At 42.4% G+C, this 16,884-nt stretch carries 27 protein-coding genes; 17 read left to right on the top strand and 10 right to left on the bottom strand.

Annotated elements, in window-relative coordinates; genetic code table 11:
* The 5 genes from WC623_RS07085 to WC623_RS07105 form a co-directional block, all read right to left on the bottom strand.
* Positions 1-759: an SDR family oxidoreductase gene (locus WC623_RS07085; RefSeq protein WP_372849376.1), complete on the bottom strand. Its 759-nt coding sequence runs from the start codon at positions 757-759 to the stop codon at positions 1-3.
* A complete protein-coding gene (locus WC623_RS07090) occupies positions 756-2,987 on the bottom strand; it encodes a hypothetical protein (RefSeq protein ID WP_372849378.1) in 2,232 nt (743 codons plus the stop codon). The genes WC623_RS07085 and WC623_RS07090 overlap by 4 nt, the downstream gene beginning before the upstream one ends.
* 82 nt (positions 2,988-3,069) lie before the next feature.
* A complete protein-coding gene (locus WC623_RS07095) occupies positions 3,070-3,351 on the bottom strand; it encodes a hypothetical protein (protein WP_372849380.1) in 282 nt (93 codons plus the stop codon).
* Positions 3,352-3,396: 45 nt separating this feature from the next.
* Positions 3,397-3,663 (bottom strand): SemiSWEET family sugar transporter, encoded by a 267-nt coding sequence (locus tag WC623_RS07100; RefSeq protein WP_372849382.1) that lies wholly within the window; start codon positions 3,661-3,663, stop codon positions 3,397-3,399.
* A gap of 84 nt (positions 3,664-3,747) precedes the next feature.
* Entirely contained in the window at positions 3,748-4,314 is a 567-nt protein-coding gene (locus WC623_RS07105) for a ferritin-like domain-containing protein (RefSeq protein ID WP_349787683.1), read from the bottom strand.
* Positions 4,315-4,594: 280 nt separating this feature from the next.
* Here WC623_RS07105 and WC623_RS07110 point away from each other — a divergent pair, with 280 nt between their 5' ends.
* Together WC623_RS07110 and WC623_RS07115 are read left to right on the top strand one after the other, a co-directional pair.
* Positions 4,595-5,203, top strand: coding sequence for a DUF4142 domain-containing protein (locus tag WC623_RS07110; RefSeq protein WP_372849384.1), 609 nt, complete (start codon positions 4,595-4,597; stop codon positions 5,201-5,203).
* 1 nt (position 5,204) lies between these two features.
* Positions 5,205-6,053 (top strand): inorganic diphosphatase, encoded by an 849-nt coding sequence (locus WC623_RS07115; protein ID WP_372849386.1) that lies wholly within the window; start codon positions 5,205-5,207, stop codon positions 6,051-6,053.
* On the opposite strand, the gene WC623_RS07120 is transcribed toward WC623_RS07115, so the two are convergent.
* The 3 genes from WC623_RS07120 to WC623_RS07130 are packed head-to-tail and all read right to left on the bottom strand — an operon-like array spanning position 6,024 to position 7,032.
* On the bottom strand, positions 6,024-6,464 hold the full coding sequence (locus WC623_RS07120) for a hypothetical protein (protein WP_372849388.1): 441 nt from the start codon (positions 6,462-6,464) through the stop codon (positions 6,024-6,026). The genes WC623_RS07115 and WC623_RS07120 overlap by 30 nt on opposite strands.
* Positions 6,465-6,469: 5 nt before the next feature.
* Positions 6,470-6,838: an STAS/SEC14 domain-containing protein gene (locus WC623_RS07125; RefSeq protein ID WP_372849390.1), complete on the bottom strand. Its 369-nt coding sequence runs from the start codon at positions 6,836-6,838 to the stop codon at positions 6,470-6,472.
* A gap of 2 nt (positions 6,839-6,840) precedes the next feature.
* The gene (locus tag WC623_RS07130; RefSeq protein ID WP_349788065.1) at positions 6,841-7,032 is read right to left on the bottom strand and encodes a cold-shock protein; all 192 of its coding nucleotides are present in this window, start codon (positions 7,030-7,032) and stop codon (positions 6,841-6,843) included.
* A gap of 251 nt (positions 7,033-7,283) precedes the next feature.
* Between WC623_RS07130 and WC623_RS07135 the strand changes: the two genes are divergently transcribed.
* The 7 genes from WC623_RS07135 (at position 7,284) to WC623_RS07165 (ending at position 11,288) form a co-directional block, all read left to right on the top strand.
* The gene (locus WC623_RS07135) at positions 7,284-7,550 is read left to right on the top strand and encodes a hypothetical protein (RefSeq protein ID WP_372849392.1); all 267 of its coding nucleotides are present in this window, start codon (positions 7,284-7,286) and stop codon (positions 7,548-7,550) included.
* Between the two features lie 17 nt (positions 7,551-7,567).
* Positions 7,568-7,762: a hypothetical protein gene (locus WC623_RS07140; RefSeq protein ID WP_372849394.1), complete on the top strand. Its 195-nt coding sequence runs from the start codon at positions 7,568-7,570 to the stop codon at positions 7,760-7,762.
* Between the two features lie 2 nt (positions 7,763-7,764).
* Positions 7,765-8,022 carry a hypothetical protein gene (locus WC623_RS07145; protein ID WP_372849396.1) on the top strand — a complete coding sequence of 86 codons (258 nt, stop codon included), beginning with the start codon at positions 7,765-7,767 and terminating at the stop codon, positions 8,020-8,022.
* A gap of 10 nt (positions 8,023-8,032) precedes the next feature.
* Positions 8,033-8,308 (top strand): hypothetical protein, encoded by a 276-nt coding sequence (locus WC623_RS07150; protein WP_372849398.1) that lies wholly within the window; start codon positions 8,033-8,035, stop codon positions 8,306-8,308.
* A 246-nt stretch (positions 8,309-8,554) separates the two neighbouring features.
* Complete coding sequence (locus WC623_RS07155; RefSeq protein ID WP_372849400.1) at positions 8,555-9,088, top strand: GNAT family N-acetyltransferase; 534 nt, start codon at positions 8,555-8,557, stop codon at positions 9,086-9,088.
* A complete protein-coding gene (locus WC623_RS07160) occupies positions 9,085-9,612 on the top strand; it encodes an NADPH-dependent FMN reductase (protein ID WP_372849402.1) in 528 nt (175 codons plus the stop codon). Before WC623_RS07155 ends, WC623_RS07160 begins: the two co-directional genes overlap by 4 nt.
* 1,070 nt (positions 9,613-10,682) lie before the next feature.
* The gene (locus WC623_RS07165) at positions 10,683-11,288 is read left to right on the top strand and encodes a DNA alkylation repair protein (protein ID WP_372849404.1); all 606 of its coding nucleotides are present in this window, start codon (positions 10,683-10,685) and stop codon (positions 11,286-11,288) included.
* Between the two features lie 115 nt (positions 11,289-11,403).
* Here the strand turns inward: WC623_RS07165 and WC623_RS07170 are convergent, their stop codons facing one another.
* Positions 11,404-11,532: a hypothetical protein gene (locus WC623_RS07170; protein WP_372849406.1), complete on the bottom strand. Its 129-nt coding sequence runs from the start codon at positions 11,530-11,532 to the stop codon at positions 11,404-11,406.
* A gap of 9 nt (positions 11,533-11,541) precedes the next feature.
* Positions 11,542-11,952: a hypothetical protein gene (locus tag WC623_RS07175; protein ID WP_372849408.1), complete on the bottom strand. Its 411-nt coding sequence runs from the start codon at positions 11,950-11,952 to the stop codon at positions 11,542-11,544.
* A 195-nt stretch (positions 11,953-12,147) separates the two neighbouring features.
* Here WC623_RS07175 and WC623_RS07180 point away from each other — a divergent pair, with 195 nt between their 5' ends.
* The 8 genes from WC623_RS07180 (at position 12,148) to WC623_RS07215 (ending at position 16,799) form a co-directional block, all read left to right on the top strand.
* Positions 12,148-12,783 carry a UPF0758 domain-containing protein gene (locus WC623_RS07180; protein WP_372849410.1) on the top strand — a complete coding sequence of 212 codons (636 nt, stop codon included), beginning with the start codon at positions 12,148-12,150 and terminating at the stop codon, positions 12,781-12,783.
* Positions 12,784-13,128: 345 nt separating this feature from the next.
* Positions 13,129-13,683 (top strand): hypothetical protein, encoded by a 555-nt coding sequence (locus WC623_RS07185; RefSeq protein WP_372849412.1) that lies wholly within the window; start codon positions 13,129-13,131, stop codon positions 13,681-13,683.
* A 188-nt stretch (positions 13,684-13,871) separates the two neighbouring features.
* Entirely contained in the window at positions 13,872-14,045 is a 174-nt protein-coding gene (locus WC623_RS07190) for a hypothetical protein (RefSeq protein WP_372849414.1), read from the top strand.
* Between the two features lie 11 nt (positions 14,046-14,056).
* Positions 14,057-15,136 (top strand): DUF932 domain-containing protein, encoded by a 1,080-nt coding sequence (locus WC623_RS07195; RefSeq protein ID WP_372849416.1) that lies wholly within the window; start codon positions 14,057-14,059, stop codon positions 15,134-15,136.
* A gap of 43 nt (positions 15,137-15,179) precedes the next feature.
* Positions 15,180-15,398, top strand: coding sequence for a hypothetical protein (locus WC623_RS07200; protein WP_372849418.1), 219 nt, complete (start codon positions 15,180-15,182; stop codon positions 15,396-15,398).
* Between the two features lie 44 nt (positions 15,399-15,442).
* Complete coding sequence (locus tag WC623_RS07205) at positions 15,443-15,814, top strand: hypothetical protein (protein WP_372849420.1); 372 nt, start codon at positions 15,443-15,445, stop codon at positions 15,812-15,814.
* 18 nt (positions 15,815-15,832) lie between these two features.
* Positions 15,833-16,207: a hypothetical protein gene (locus WC623_RS07210; RefSeq protein WP_372849422.1), complete on the top strand. Its 375-nt coding sequence runs from the start codon at positions 15,833-15,835 to the stop codon at positions 16,205-16,207.
* Positions 16,208-16,217: 10 nt separating this feature from the next.
* On the top strand, positions 16,218-16,799 hold the full coding sequence (locus WC623_RS07215; protein WP_372849424.1) for a hypothetical protein: 582 nt from the start codon (positions 16,218-16,220) through the stop codon (positions 16,797-16,799).
* Positions 16,800-16,884: the final 85 nt, after the last annotated feature.

Raw genomic sequence — 16,884 nt, forward strand, 5'->3', positions numbered from 1 at the left:
TTAGATGATTTGCAGGTGAGGTCTGATCTGTAAGGTAATGACATCGCATCGTTGAGGTTGGGAGAGGCAATACAATACGCTCATGGCAATGTCTTCAGCCTTAAGCATTTCCATAGCTGCTATTTTTTTACGTTGTTCATCTGAATCTTCTTCAATCATGTCCGAACCGACCAGTCCGGGCTCAATCAGGCTTACCTTGACGCCTAGTTCATTCACTTCTTTTCTGAGGGCTTCGTTGAAGCCCTGGATACCGGCTTTGGTAGCGACATATACCGAGCTGTCTTTTCCGCGCTGGTCGGCACTGATGGAGCCGATGTTGACAATGTGGCTGGAAGTGTTTTCTTTCATGCGTTTTACAGCTTCATTACAGCAGGCCATATATCCCAGCAGGTTGGTGTTGATGATGTATTGCCAGTCTGGGTATGTTCCTTCCATGATGCTTTCATAGGGTAATGCCGCGTTATTGATCAGGACATCCAGGCCTTTAAACTGGCTGTCTACCATATCAAATATCCTGGTGATGTCTTGTTGATCGGCTACATCGGCAATCATACCGAAGCATTCTGTTTCCTGATCGAGCCTGCTGATGGCTTCCATTGTTTCATCAAGGGGCTTTTGGTGACGGCCAAAGATCATGATCCTGGCGCCTTGTGAAGCAAGCAGGATCGCTGTCGCGCGCCCGATGCCGGTTGTTCCACCGGTGATGAGTATTCTTTTTCCTTTAACGGTTGTAGGAAGGTATGCGGTTAATGGATTCATAGCTTTTGTTTTGATTGGGAATGTGTGTGGATAGTGATGGTACTGTTACCTGGGATGATGTATTGCTGGTTGCCGTTTTCTACGATGCTTGGCTTTAAGGGTTCTTTTGCTCTATTGAGCAATACTTTAAAATCCGAAATTTTCCTTTGTGCTGTTTTTACCAGCATCATCCGGCAGTTGATGCGTTCATCGCCAAGTATTTTAAAGATGATGTTTTTACCCTTTCTTGCATTAAATCCTGAGGTAGGATAATCGGTATAGATCATAAAGGGTTCGCCTGGAATCTGTAGGTAATGTCGTGGCAAAATTCCGAATGCGTTACCTGCCCCGTAGACTTCCTGGCCAACAGTTCCTGATTTCAACCAGCCGTCCTGCAGGTCTTCCAGTGCAATCCAGAGTTTGGGATCAACTTCTCCGATCTTGGGCTTTTCTTCCAGCATGTCTGCCGGGAGCATGGTTGGGTAGTAGTAAACTGCACGGTCTACCAGATAGCGAATGTATTCGGCAATGAGCAGCTTTACTGATGGCAGAATGTCTAGGTCCTGGGCATGCTTGAGGTAATCGTGGAATGCACAGAAAACTTCCTGTTCTTCGTAAACTGCCGTGTAAGGGGCGTCGTTCAATGGATACAGGGAAAAGAATTTCGGAAAGTTCTTGCCATACCCGTAGTTGCAATCCCAGAGTTGCACGTTCCGAAATATTCCGGCCAGACACATGTAGCTCAATTGCAGGTACAATTCATTTTTGGTGATTTTATACAGCCGGAGTAATGCTCCGGACGAGAATGCGGTATTGTTGGCCTGGTAGAAGATTTCAAAACCCAGACCTTGCAGGGTTTTTGCAGCTTTCTCGGCTTCGTTTAAATAACGCTGTTCACCAGTCAGTTCCCATGCCTGAAGCATGACATGCGTATAAATGCCGGCTACATCTTTTTCACCCCCTTTTCCTTCAGCGGTTTCTGCTTTGACCACCTCTAAGGTGTCCATCTTATAAAATACAGGCCATTGGTATTTAAAATGATGAGCTACTTTAATGGCAAAGTCAAGTGAATCCAGGAATAGTTTTTCCGCTGTCTGATCGCCTTTTAGGGCGAGTCTGGAAAGGTTGAGCAGGGGATGGTGCAGGTACCAGGAATCCATGACTTTTGGTACTTTTTGTTCTTCTTCACCTTTAAGTTTGTCTTCTGCGGCAGGTAGCCAGCGCATGATGGTGCCTAGTTTTTCGTCATAAAATGAGGGTAGTCCGACCTTTATGGTTTTCATGACTTCCAGCTCTTTTTTACTCCACTCCACATAGTCCAGCAGAGGAAGCAAAACGGCGAGCTGTACCATGATCTCGGGTGGAGTTTCATAGTCGCTCACGTATGCGTTGAAGTATTTGTGTCCGGCTACCTGTGACCAGCAGCCGGGGCTGTCGATCAGGTCTTTGAGACCTTTGTCAAGGATGTCCGGCCAGTGTTTGTATGCGGTCTCCGGTTTAGGGATGAGGAGGTAAATCCTGGCCAGCAAATCCAGGTAGAGCCGTATCATGTCCGGCTCGTTTTCCGGTACTTCTTCACTGAAAGCGATGAAGGCATCTGAAAGGATGATTTCCTTTCCTGCTTTCAATGGTTTGTTGGATGCCGGGAGAGAAAACCCCAGTTCCGGCCATGCTCCGCCTACGGTATCTCCCAGGGAGGTTTCGGTTTGGTCGCAATATGCTGATAAGGCGGTCAGGTTTTGAAGGTAAAGGAGTGTGGCTGATTTTGGCCTGGTCTGGCTCAGGTAAAGAAATCCTGTGCGGGTACCAAACTGGCTGGCATGGATTTTTCCATGGGTTTGTTCAGGGTTGTCGTTTTTCCCGTTAAACAATATGTCCTTCGGCCAGCTGGGCATCATCAGGTCTTTAGCCGGAATTAAGCTTGTAGTATAACGCAATACTGGTGATTTTTCCGTCTGATCAATGGAGATTGTGATGCTTTGTTTACCGATAGCTGAATTCAGTTTCAGCGTTATGCCTTGATGATTGGTATCTTTGCTTTTTAAAACTTCCAGGTTATTTCCTGTACTATAAGCCGCCCGGAAGGCAACGCGTCCACCACTGGGAAGTTCAGTTTGGATCCATATAGAATCAGTAGTAGCGACCACTTTAAAACTACAGGGATCTGCATGATGTTCAAATAGTATTGGTGAATTACTGGCCAGTTCAGCGCTTGCCGACAGGGCCCATGGTGATACTGCATTCATCATAAGCTTTAAAATAGATTATAACTTTCCGCGTATTGGTTAAACAGTGATAAATGTCTTAGGCAGGATCGTCTTTGGGCAGCTCTTAATCTGCATCTTCCTGGTCGTTTGAGGAACCTGAATCCGGATCGTTCTTAGGATCGGTATCCTGATCATCCAAATCATCAGGTCTCTCATCGATTTTCAGTTCTTCACTTTCCTGGTCAAGACGTGTACCTTCTCCGTCCGCAAATTCTGTTTCGCCTGGTGTATAACCGGCTGTGCCATTTTGGTTTTCTTCATCGTCCCGGTCTTCAGGGTTAGGACCTACCTGAAACTGTTTAGGGTTTATATTTTCTTCTTCTGGTAACTGATCTTGATTTTCCATACTTGTAGTTTTTAAAAACGTATAACATTTTGTGGCTGTTAGGGTTTAGTTGTTTTTTCTCCGGTATTTCCACTTGCAAAACAGCATGGCTGTATTGAGCAGCAAGGAAAATATGTTGGTGGAAATGATTGGAATATCCGATTTGGAACAGCCGTAGTAGATCCATAGGGAATTTCCAATGATCAGTACAATGAACATGATCCAGGATACATCGGACGCTTTTTTCTCCTGTATGGTTTTAACCAGTTGTGGTATCACCGAGGATGAGGTACAGATGCCCGCTGCAAGTCCCAGTATTTGAATGGATTCCATAGGCATGTGTTATTTTGGTTGATCTATGCAGGAACTTTACTCCCCCTTAGCGCTGGACTAAGGGGAAGGAAAGCTTAGGTTTGTTTACTCAGCTGCCGCCTGCTCGTTGATTGAGCTGACTGCAATTTCAGTGAGTGCTACGTCGGTTGCTTTTTCGTTGTCCAGCGTAAACTGAAGCAGTTCGGCTACATCGTTATGTCCCATGTTTTGGGCGAAAACTACTAGTGTGCCGTAGGTTGCAATTTCGTAGTGCTCTACCTTTTGAGCAGCGAGTATAAGCCCCGCGTCACGGATCATGGTATCAGCTTCGGTATCTTCGATTACACCTTCGGCTTCTTTCAGCAATCCTTCCATGGCATCGCATTTTTTGGCCTGAGCTTTTTCATCCAATAGCTGGAAAACCTGCTCCAGGGTGGCGATGTGGTTATTGGTTTCTTCTGTATGTTTTTCAAAGGCGGCTGCCAGTTCCGGACTGGTTGCTGCTTTTTTCATTTTAGGGAGGGCTTTGGAAAGGTGTTTTTCTGCCCAGTAGATGTCTTTCAGTTCGTCCACGAAGAATTCATGGAATTCTGAATTTTCCATTTTCCCTGTTTTTGATTTTGTGTTCGATTTTGTGGCGGTCTTTGCGCCGGTTTTTGTTGTAGTTGCCATAATTTTAGTTTTTCAATAGTTAAATGTTCTTGATTTTAGTGCTGCATTACAATCAACTGCGGGGAAATAACCAGCGATCTTAAAAAATTGTTTGAACTTTTTTAAAATGGATAATTTTCGCTGAGAACTATAGCTGAGTGTGATGCTAATGTAGGTGTTTAACATTGGTGGCAGGGGATTGTTTTGTTTTTGTTTGTTAACTTTTTAGGTTGGTATTTAAAACTTTTTGCTGCCACAGCGGTTAATGCTTTTGTCTATTATATATCTAATCCTCAAGACTATGAAAACTAAAAGTATGTTAAAATTTTCTGCTGCCCTGGTGATTTTTTCGGGGCTTATAGCCTGTCAGAATACAGACAGAAGTGGCAATGCACAACTGGACAGTGCTCCTGTTGGCAGCGATTCTTTGCGTAGGACTGACACTTCAGATGCGCCTAAGGATGTAACCCATATGAGTAAGGTGGATGGTGACGGCGCGGCTTTTATGGATACCGCTGCTGTTGGAGGTATGATGGAGGTTGATCTGGGTAAACTGGCACTTGAAAAGTCTTCAAATGCGGAGGTTAAGAAATTTGCCGCGCAAATGGTTGCTGATCATACTAAAGCTGGTAGCGATTTAAAAGCTGTGGCAGCGAAGCTGGAGCATTTGTTGCCTGCGAGCTATCCAGCGGATGTAAAAATGCATATGGATGAAATGAAGAAACTAAGTGGAAAAGCGTTCGATAAGCATTATATGGATATGATGGTGAATGACCATGTCAAAACCCTTGATTTGTTTAGATCTGCAAGCAGTTTAAGAGGGGAGATTAAGGATTTTGCTGCCCGTACGCTTCCGGTTTTAGAAAAACACCACCAGATGGCTAAGGAAATAAATGCTTCGCTGAAATAAAATGGAGGCGGTTACCGTAATCATTGAAACGCCCAAGGGAAGCGGTCAGAAGTATGACTATGATCTGCGGACTGGAAAGATGAAGCTGAAAAAGGTGATGCCGCTAGGTCTGGTATTTCCATTTGATTTCGGTTTTATTCCAGGGACGGTTGGAGGCGATGGTGATCCGCTGGATGTGCTGGTAGTTTCCGAAGTTTCTGCTTTTGCGGGTTGTGCGGTGGATTGCAGGATCATTGGCGCGTTTAAAGTTGTTCAGCAAGAACATAATGGAAAACCTGTGCGCAACGATAGGCTGATCGGCGTTCCGGAAGTTTCCCAGCGTTATGCGGATGTGTCTTCCCTGGGTGATCTTTCCAAAACGATTGTGGAACAGGCCATCGCTTTTTTTACCAGTTACAACCAGCAGGGGGGCAAGAAATTTAGCGTCCTGGAAAAGTTAGGTGCGGGCAAAGCTTTTCAGCTCATTGAAAAAAGCCGGAAGGATTTACCTATGGATCGGCTGGTGGAAATTTTCCTGCCTTTACGAGATGGCAATGGCGAGGTATTTCCTAAACAACTGTATGATGGGATTCGTGTGGAGCTGACGACTAAGTTTGGAGGTTTAACTGAATATTCCAGGAACCCGGCTAAGGGTTTCTGGAAACCTGATGAGGGTACAGCTGAGCAGGATGAGCTTTTGGTATTTGAAGTGATGTGCAGTGAAACAGATACCGAATTCTGGAGTAAGCTGAAGCTGCGACTCCTTAAACTTTTTAAACAGGATTCGCTCATCATCAGGTGTTCTAAGATAGAATTGCTGTGTTGTTGTGTATTTGGAGCGTTAGGATTTTTTCATCAACGTCAAGACTAGGCCTGTGACCACTGCACCCAGCAGGTAGTATCCGATAGTGAGGGTTTTTACCTGGTTGTTTTTAGCAACCGGCTGGGGATCTAAGCCCATGGGCTCTGGTAAGGTAACTGCGCCGATTCCCGCACTTAGTCCCATCATGGCGACTTTTGGCCATAGGTACTTTGGATTTCCTGCGCCGATCAGGCTATAGTAGAGGGTATTGCCAATGATGTCTCCGGCGAGGGTGGCCTGGTAAAGGTTTTCTTTACTTTGAATGTGTGCACCAAAGTAATGAAGTGCTTTTTGAAGGGCATCTTCACCCAGCAGGTCTACTCTGGGCATATCCGGGCTTTTTTTCTTTAAACTTTCATGCAGGACATTTAAGGCGATGGCGCCGGCTAATCCGGCAAAAAGGTTTTTAAGCTTGCTCATGTTGTTCAGGATTTAATGCTTAGCCAGTCTATGGCTGCTTGAAGGTCGTTTAATTCGAATCCTTTTGCCTGGCCGGGGCTGAGGTAGCTGAAAATATCGGTGAATTTTTCAACTGCTTTCTGATCGGTTACGATGGCCATTTTTTTCCAGTCTGTGAAATGTTTGACTCCGGCAATCAGGTCCTGTACCCAGGCTCCGGCGGTGAAATTCTGTACATCGGTTTCCAGTACCAGCAGGTAATAAATTTCCTTATAACGTTCGCTTAAGGACTCCAGTCCTGGCAGTAATACATTTTTTAGGTCATCTTTGTTGACCTCTCCGCTTGCGCGGACTCCCAATATATGGTCGGGTAGGTTTTTAATAACGGTCAGCATACTCAGATCTTTTTTACTTTAGTAGCGTTGAGGCCCTTCTTACCGTTTTCGATTTCATAACTGACCCGGTCGTTTTCTCTTATAGGAGCGCTGAGTGCGCTGGCGTGTACAAATAATTCGGGATCCCCATTGCTGGGGATAATGAAGCCAAATCCTTTTGACTCATTAAAAAATTTTACTGTTCCTTCTGGCATGGTGCTTTTAATAAAAATTAGGTGTACCGGAAACATTGGTTTGTTCCATTACGGTGATTATAACAGCAGGATTTGAGTATTTGTTTAATAAAACATTAAAATAATTTTTATGAAACAATCTGTTTAACAAGGTGTTGAATTTACGTTGACTTAGAAACTCTGGGAGGAACCAAGCGTATTTTACCGGTTGGGAAAGGTTTGAGGAAGGCAACAGATGCGTGGAAATAGTTTTACAATTCAATCAATAGATCATGAACAATATAGCGGAAGAATTGCCGGAAGATCCGGATCAGTCGGCGGTCATTAATAAAGACGCTGAGTTTGAAAATAGTGCTGTGGATCCTGGATTTGTGTCAGGGGAAAAGCAGGAAGATAGTGATGATGATGCTGTTGATCAGCGGCAAGATGATCAATCAGCTGATATGCAGGATGAGCAAGGCACTGAGCGGGGAGCTGAGGGACTTGGAGAACTGGATGGAACGAATCCTGGTTCTAATCATCATCCTATGGATAGTTAAACTTGAAAAAGATGGACATGACTAAGAAACAAATAACACCATCCACTCCGGTAAGTCCCAGGGATGGATTAGACAATACAGGAACACAAGGGTATGATTCGCTGAGTGATGATGCCTATACAGGCTCTTCGGAGAAACCGAAAGAAAATCCCGGAGATAATGAGAGTCACACGGGAAGTTCTTCGGAAGATTTTGATGATAAAGAGGACTAAATATGGGAAATATAGCAGATGACTGGGAGCCTTTCGAAATTCAGGTTACTATCGAGGGCGAGGTGAAATCTTTGCTGGTCATTCCTGACCGGGAGGAGCCTAAATATGCCATTTTTGATCAGCATACCTCCCTGGGCACGCTTTGGCAGGAGTCTGGGCAGACCGGTAAGGTCTGGTGTGGGGAGGGCATGGCTGTCAAAGTGCTGTTAACGCAGATTGGGGAGCAGCTGGAAGATTATTTTAATAATAAACCTGTTTAAATTAATAATTATGGATCCTTTTAATGTCATTATCAATACTGGCGGCGAGCAGATTGACCTGAACATTCACCCGCAGGAATCCGGTACTTACAAAATTGTATACCATGTTGCTCTGATAGGTGAGATTTTCTTAGGCAGTGATGGTGAAACGTGGCGGGCTTTAACTGCTGATGAGTTGGAGCCGGGCGGGTTTCCGGTTTATGAGTATGATGAAACTTCTGGTCATCAGGACATCCTGCTGGCTGAGGATATGGTGCAGGAAATTGGCAGACAGATACCCAGGTAATATTACCGTATCGGATTTAGAGGTCTGGATCAGGAGACGGAAATATTCGAACGGGGTGATACCGGTGATTAACTATTATGGTATAACTAAGCTGTTGGATACAATTGGAGAAGAAGTTCTTAGGGGTCATTTAGAAATGGATAAACCTCGTCGAATTGATTCCTCGAGAGTACTTTAAATTTATTTTAGGATGTAATTATTTTATGAGGATGTGGTTAACTTTGCCCTGAGATTTAATTTCAGGTTATGATCAAGATACAAAAAGTGGGTTTAGAGGATTTAAAGACTTTACAGGAAATATCCAGAAGCACTTTTCATGAAACTTTTGCCGATAGCAATACCCAGCAGGATATGCAGCATTATTTGTCTGTAAATTTTAGCCTGGACCAATTGGGTGTTGAATTAAATGAAGCTGATTCGCAGTTTTTTATGACTTGGGATAAGGATAGACCGGTTGGTTATTTGAAGGTGAATAGCGGGAAGGCGCAATCGGATTTAAAGGAAGAGGATTCTTTAGAGATTGAACGGATTTATGTGCTGAATGCTTATCACGGAAAGAAAGTTGGACAATTGTTGTACGGGCATGCCCTTGAGGTGGCCAGGCAGCTGGGGAAGTCATCGATATGGCTTGGGGTATGGGAAAATAACCCCAGGGCGATCCGGTTTTATGAAAAGAATGGTTTCGTTATTTTTGGAACTCATGTGTTTAAAATGGGTGAGGATGAGCAGACTGATCTGTTGATGCGGAAGTCTTTATCCGGGGAAGAGGGGCTTTTATGAAAGCAAAAATTTTGGTGATTATTGGCAGTGCAAGTAAGGAGTCATCAAATGCTAAGTTGATGGAGGAGTTCGCCGAGTTGAGCGCTGATGATTTTCAGCTCACTGTATTTAAGGGGCTTGGCTTGTTGCCGCATTTTGATCCTTCTTTAACAGAAGATTTGCCTGTAGCGGTTACGAATCTGATCGCTTGCATTGAAGCTGCCCAGGGGGTAGTTATTAGCTCGCCTGAATACATTTTTAGTATTCCAGCCAGACTGAAGAATTTGCTGGAATGGTGTGTAGCTACGACAGTATTTATGGATAAGCCGGTCGGCTTGGTGACTGCTTCTTCTGATGGTCAGCAGGGGCATGCACAGCTGAAGTTGATTATGAAGACACTTGGTGCCCGTTTAGCTGAGGAAGCGGAGCTGGTGATTAATGGCATCAAAGGCAGGTTTGATGGGAACGGTAGATTAAGCGATAGCCAGGTTCACGCTGCATTGGCTGATTTTACTGCGGGCTTCAAAAAATTGGTATACGAATAGCATTCGTACTGATTTAAAAGAATTAAAAGTTTGATGTCGTCTTATAGGTTGGTGCTGATTAGCCTTTGTTCGTGAAATGACAGTTGCTTGTTAATATGCATAACTAATGTGTCCTGTGATAAATTGTTATAGCGTGAAAATTATGAAATGTCAGAAATATGAATGATGTCGAAATAAAGAACCAGCGTCTATAAGGCAAATTGAAATAAAAGGAGTTCCCAATAAATCCTATTCCAGTTAGCCATAGTAATGGAGAATATGCAGGTGCCATAAACCCAAAAATACTATTACTCCATCTGCTGTCAGGAAAGTAAATTAATAAGAGCCAGGATGCAAAGTATATTACTGTCCCTGCAACATATAAAAACAACCCTTTCTTTTGTGTATTTGTCAAAATACTTAAAGGCATTAGTAATGTCAGCATAAAAACTAAAGTCCGTGAAATATTTTCTCCATATGTCAAAAATACTGGAACGTCTTTCCAAAATATTTCGGGTTGAAAGTCTTTAGGCAATTGCTTTGTCAAGACAATATTCCATATCATAATTGGAAGGGTCAAAAGAAAACAGTTAAGCGAATATTTCTTTATTGTATTTATGTTCATTTTGTCGTCAATGTGTTGTGTTGGTTGCCTTACCACTAACGTTTCGGGGCTTGATGATGGGGGCAATAGAAGCACAAATCTTCAATTTTGCACTAAAATTCAATGGGAGAACTACCGATATGCATTGGTAAATCTTCTAACATTGAATACTGCTTATGATTGCAAAATACAAATATTTTTAATCAGAATGCTTTTCATAAGACAAGAAATCATATCCTTGGTTGACTTCTGCACTATAGGTTTATTTCTTCCTGTAAATTAAAGGCTTGTCTTGAGCCTAAAATGGTCTTACAGCCCTTAAAAGAAGTATATGCTCTTTTACCCTCATTTTTTATTGGATAACAGATGGTACCGGCTGCAAAGGCCTTTTTAGATAGAGTCCTGTGTTTTTTCATTTGGACGGTTGTCTATGATCTCTGTCATTTTTTTAGTGTTGAAAAATAGCGTTATTTGAAAAAAAGATGTTATGAAAATCCAGGAAATTGTTTCAGATCTAAAGCAAATTGAACATGGCTTTAAGCATATTATGCTTGCGGGTGATCAAATTTATGCTACTCCTGCGTTGGATCATTATGCGGTGGCAATTGGTTTATTGGATGAAGAAAGTTATCAGGGACATATGCTTGGTACTTATCTTCTTGGTTTGCTTGCTCCCAGGGATGTTCGGGCATTGACTTCGTTAAGGGAAGTGGTCGTTCGGGATGAAAACTGGAGGGTTCAGGAGATGCTGGCCAAGGCATTTGATTATTACTGTGCCCAGATCGGTTATGAGCATGCTATGGGTGATTTGGAATCCTGGTTGTCTGATCCGGATCCGAAATTAAACAGAGCCGTGATTGAGGGGCTCCGAGTCTGGACTGGAAGACCATACTTTAAAATGCATCCCGAGGTTGCGGTGAGTATGATCAGTGTACATCGCGCAAGTGAGAGTGAATATCTTAGAAAGTCTGTTGGAAATGCCCTTCGTGACATTTGGAAAAGGCATCCGGATTTGGTTGAAAAGGAGGTGAGTGGTTGGGATCTTTCCGATGCCAAAGTTCTATTTACTTCGAAGTTGACCGGATTGAAGTAATTCAGCAAGACTAAGTAGAATTTCGGGAAATTGCATGATCAATAATGTTCTTCTGCTGTTAATTTAAGACAGAGATTATATGATCGTTATCATGAAAATATAAGGGAAAGACTGTTTAAGTCGGAGGGTTTATCTGTCCGCCACTACGGTATGATTTATACTCAGTATATTTATAAATTCGCTCATCGTGGTGATACATTTCCCGGGTAGCCAGGCTGGTTCCTTTGATAAATAAGCTTTCCATGTCTATAAACTATATTTGTGCCTGATCGGGGAAAGATCCCACCATAGCCCCGTTATCTGCAATGCAAAAACCACAGTCAAAAACACAATTCCAAATGGTGCCTTGTTTGTCAGTAAAGGTACTGGTGAAAAAGTTAGGATTGATTCCGAGGTTTAGAAATTCCTCTAAATTGTCGTAATACTTGTATTCGTCAATGTATGTGATGGTCTTTGTCATAGGTTTGAGTATCTCATAATTCCTTTTGATGATTCTGATTATTTCCGGAATGTTTTTATGATACTCAGCCTTTTCTGCCATGCGTAAATTGCGGTTAAATGTATTCCTGCAACTATCGTTGCAGAATCGCTGGTCGCTGCGACCATGTAGTACTTTTTCACAGAATTCACATTGCTTAACTGGTGTGGGATTGGTTTGGTTCATTGGTTAGTAGTTATGGTTGTAAAATTAGATAACGATTTTAACGCGTAAATGTTTGTGAGATCGGGTAGTTTTATTTGAGATCGGGTCTTTAGTTTATCGATCGGGTATGTCAAAGTGGGATCAAGTAAGTTGTTTTTGTACCTACTGTTTGCTTTTTTCCTACTCAATTTTGCTGGACACCAATTCTTAAATGTTATGAGAAAGCAAATTTTAGCAACAGAATCGTTCGCTTCGCAAAACAAAAGACATTACTTCCTGGACTTTAAGCGTGCGGATAACAACAGCAATTACATTCAGATCACTCGTAGTGAACAGCAGGAAGATGATAGTTATAAAAGATGGCAGGTCATTGTCTTTGAAAATGATTTCGAACAGTTTATACAGGCCTTCGCCTCGCTGTTTCAAAGTGCAGCTTACCAGGGAGGGGGATTTGAGACGGTAAAACAAATTCAGGAGCAGGCTAAATCTGCTAAGGGGATTAAAAGCATGGAGCCAGATCAGCGGCCAAGGGAAAAAATGATGGCACATGGTGCCGAGGATTTAACTACTGCGGAACTCCTGGCGATGCTGATCGGTTCGGGTACACCAAATCAGTCGGCTGTAGATCTCGCAGAAAACATTCTGAAAAGGTTTAGCGACAATCCAGGTAAGCTCAAAACGGTCACCTTGAAGGAACTTTGTAAGTTTAAGGGGATGGGAGTTGCCAAGTCCAGTTCCATACTTGCTGCGGTTGAACTGGCTAGAAGGATTTATGAGCACACGCCGCCGGTTTTTAAACCTATCTATATTTTCAACCGGCCGGGCAGAGATCCTGGTTTGTTAATGAGTTAGTTGCCGTAGGCTCCTTGTTTTTACAGGGGCATATGCCTATGCCCCGTTTTCTATTTTTTTTAAGTGTTTTGAGATTGATTTGATCAGGATGTTACGGGTTGGATTTAGGCTGTTTGTGTCGAAATTTCTGATCCGCAGGGCTCACTTAGTCAAGGCGGCTCCGCTTTGCTCCGCTGGTTTTGAAAAAACAATCTCCACACCTCGGCTGCGCCTTCGGGTAGTATTCTTTTTCCAAAAGCCTTGCCTGTAATCCCTGCTAAATCAGGTGAGGTTGCTTAACAAAAAGCCAGGATAGGCTCCTGCCGAAGGGTAGTAGGCAGGTTGGAAAATCTAAAACCCATAATAATGGAAACTAAAGTAAAAACAGGCGCAGAGGTTAAAGGAACTAACGCCGTAGCAGACAAAAAAGCCCCTCAATTTGTGGCAGGTAACCCGGTTAATGCGGTATCGCAAAAGGTGGAAACGGGCAAAGAGCTAAAAGGGGAAAGTGTAAAAGCTGGTTTTGTGGATGTCAGTAAGGAAGCGGACAAACCGAAAGCCGAACCTTCGAAAATGGAAATCAAAGCCAGTATTGCAGAAAAGATTGCAGAACAAAGGGCAATACTGGAACGCCACATTAAACTCGGGGATGATTTAGCCCGTAAGATCAGGCACAGGGACAACTTAAAAAACATCATTACCACGCTGGACGAATTCGAATTGGTTTTGAAAGACAATGCGGACGAAACAGATGGGAATTATTATCAGGGTTGTATGCTTACGATCAAAGATGATAACGGGAAAACTTTTACCACTAAAAATCCTACGATCATTAAAGGAGTGGCCGAGCAGGTGAACAGCCTTTGCACTGAAAAACTCGAAGAGGTCGAAACTGACATCGTTAATCTTATTCCTGCTTAAATATGTTGCGCCCCTGCTTAGGCGGGGGCGTCAATATTCACCTAAATATTTAAGTATGGAAAAGGATTTTATAGAATTCCTTGACCATGTGTATGAGCCGGGGTATGGCTTGGAATTTAAGGAAAATAACCCCTCGGCATTTTATCAGCAGTTGGAAAGGTTTAACCAACTGCCTAAAATTCCTAAGTATGAAAAATCACATTTTATATATCATCGTTCGGGTAGAGGTCGAAAGCAAGACCGATAGCCTGATCGAAACCGTAGCTGAATTTGAACAGGAAACCAAATACAGTTTTGATAGTACCGAAAACGTGAAGGTACTGGAAACGGAACTTTTAGCAACTGGATTTAATCACCCTTAATTTTTAGCATCATGTCACATAACCTTAATTATAACAGCAATACCAATCGGCATAGTTTTTTCAGTGTGAAAGAAAAAGCATGGCACAATCTGGGGCAGATCATTGAGCATTACCCGACCAGTAGCGAGGCAATTGTTTACGCGGGTTTAAACTTTGAAGTGGAGAAACGCCCGCTATTTACCTGCAATTCTGAAAACTTCGCTGTTTTTAATGACGTGGAAACGGACGAGTATATGAACAGCTTCGAGCCAAATATTATAGTGCCGGATTTCTTTTCTACGATGCGAACCGATACAGACGAAGTGCTGGGCTTAGTGGGCAGGGATTATCAAGTGGTTCAGAATACGGAAGCATTTGGTTTTTTTGATAGTATCGTAGGCGGGGGGACTGGTATCAAGTATGAAACGGCCGGATGTCTCGGACGGGGTCAGGTTATTTTTATTACAGCTAAACTACCGGATTTTATTCGGGTAGGGCGTGAAGATTTAATCGAGCAATATTTATTCCTTACATCTTCGCATGATGGTTCGGGGAGTATCAGTATTGCATTTACTCCTGTGCGCATTTGTTGTGCGAATACTTTAAACGCTGCTTTAAAACACAATTCGGGTTGTGTTAAAATCCGTCATACGGCCACCGCTACCGATAAACTGAAACAGGCGCAAACGATGTTAGGTATATCAAATAGCCTTTCTATTGAGATGGAGGCCATTTATAACAGGTGGTCACATGTGCGAATCAATGACCCGGAATTAAAACGTCTTATTCAACTGGCTATGGTGCCGAACCGGGAAACGCTGGAAAAACTCCGCAATTTTCAGGATGATGAACTTTCAACGCAGTTTAATAACATCGTTGAAAATGTATATGCGTATGCAATGGGAAGTCCTAGCCAGCAAATGGATACCACAAGGGGGACGGTGTTCGGGGCTTATAATTCTGTGACGGGGTATTTTCAGAATGTCCGCAATTATAAAGATGATGAAAGTAAGTTCAAATCTATTATGTGGGGTACTGGATTAACCCGTACACAAACTGCATTTGATTTGTGCATGGACTTTACCAAAACAGGGGCAAGCGCCTTGAATTAACTGATTATCTAACGGGGGGAGTAATCCCCCTAAATTTCGAATCATGATAAGATATATAGTCGATTGTGAAGGGAATCTGCTAGAAGTGACAGATTTAAAAACTGCAATTTTTCAGGTGGCGATGTACCTCACATACGAAATCAAAAATCCTACAAAGGAGGAAGAAGCATTTCATAAGAAACGCTTAAGCTACTGGATGGATATTTATAGCAAACTGGTGATCCTGAAACAGGATGCTGATAAAACTACAGCTGTTAATTAGTTTATCTATTCACGGGGCGGGTTTCCGCCCCCTAAATTCTAAAAATGATGAAGCCAATCATAAAACTCAATACTAAGGAAAAGGCCAAGTTGTTACATGCGCTTTTTCCTAATGAAATACCGGAGTTTTTAAATTATCTGCAAAAATTCTGTGCGCACATATATGAACGTAAGGAAGGTTATGAAAAATTATGGAATCCCCGGTTGATGCATTTTGAACGATGGCGGGTGACTTCGGGCTATATCTTGCAGCTTTTGGAAAGCAAGCGTGCTAAACTGGAATCCAGTTCAGAAGCATTTGCAAATCATTTGTTTTTCCTGGATTATGCCACCCTAACCCTAAATCAATTAACCAAATACGCGGAAACGGAATCTTATAACCAAAGGTTTAAGCTGGCCGTTCCTATGTTTTTCTAACCCACTAATTCTAAAATTATGAAACCTATACATAAAATGAAATTACACCAAAAAATCAAAATACTTTATAAGTTATATCCTGCTTCAATTGTCGAATTCACTGAATATTTAAAGACCTGTGCAATTGAAACAATAGATGATAGAGAAGCAATGGCCGAATCATGGGGCAGAAATGTTGTCCAGCAGGATTATTGGGTTTTACTGGCAATGAAAACCTTTGATCGTGTCAAGCATTACGGGGAGAGTTTATTTTATTGCCGGAAATTATTTATAAAACAGCTGTTCCAAGGAAGTGTATCTCTATTTACAGTTTATACATTATTACGGTACGCAGAAACTGAAAACTGTTCGCATAAGTTCGCACAATCGGTAAAACTATTTATTGAAGTTTAATGATGTAGTTATGAAAAGGATAAAAGGAATTAATGTACTGGAAGCAGAACTTTTGGTCTTTGCAGAAGAAATATTATATAGCCTGAATTGTGAGCTACAACGAATCGGTAGGACGGTAACGATGAAGGAACTGGAATTCAGTCCTTTTTCTGAAGAAGTAAACATCTATATTGATGCCATTCGATTGGATGAAAATGCCGAGATTGTTATAGATACTTCATTTGCTGATACCTCGGAAAAATTCTTGCGTACGTGTATTTCTGATCTGGAAATAGACTTTTTCAGCTTACTCGATCTTTTGGAATTGTTAAAAAGAGTGGAAGGAAAGAATGGTACTTTACCCTCTATTTTAAAACCTGTAAATGGTGAATACATTACTCATGAGCAGCAGGATCGAGAGTTGTGGGTTTGTGTGTGTGGAAATATGCCCAATTACAATGGGTTTTATGCTTGTGATGAAGATGGTGACCTAATCGAACCGGGAAATGAAGGGGAGTATTTGTACAGATGCGAGTATTGCGGGCGTGTCATTAATGCCAGGAATCTTCAAGTTATTGGTATCAATTTAAATCCGAACAACGAGGAGGGATAAGGAACTATATTACCTCTAATGTTTCTATTTGCCCGTAGGGCTAGCTATGCGTAAAAAATGCGGCCGGCCCTAACGGGCATTAAGT

The organism is Pedobacter sp. (assembly GCF_041645105.1).
Lineage (GTDB): Bacteria > Bacteroidota > Bacteroidia > Sphingobacteriales > Sphingobacteriaceae > Pedobacter.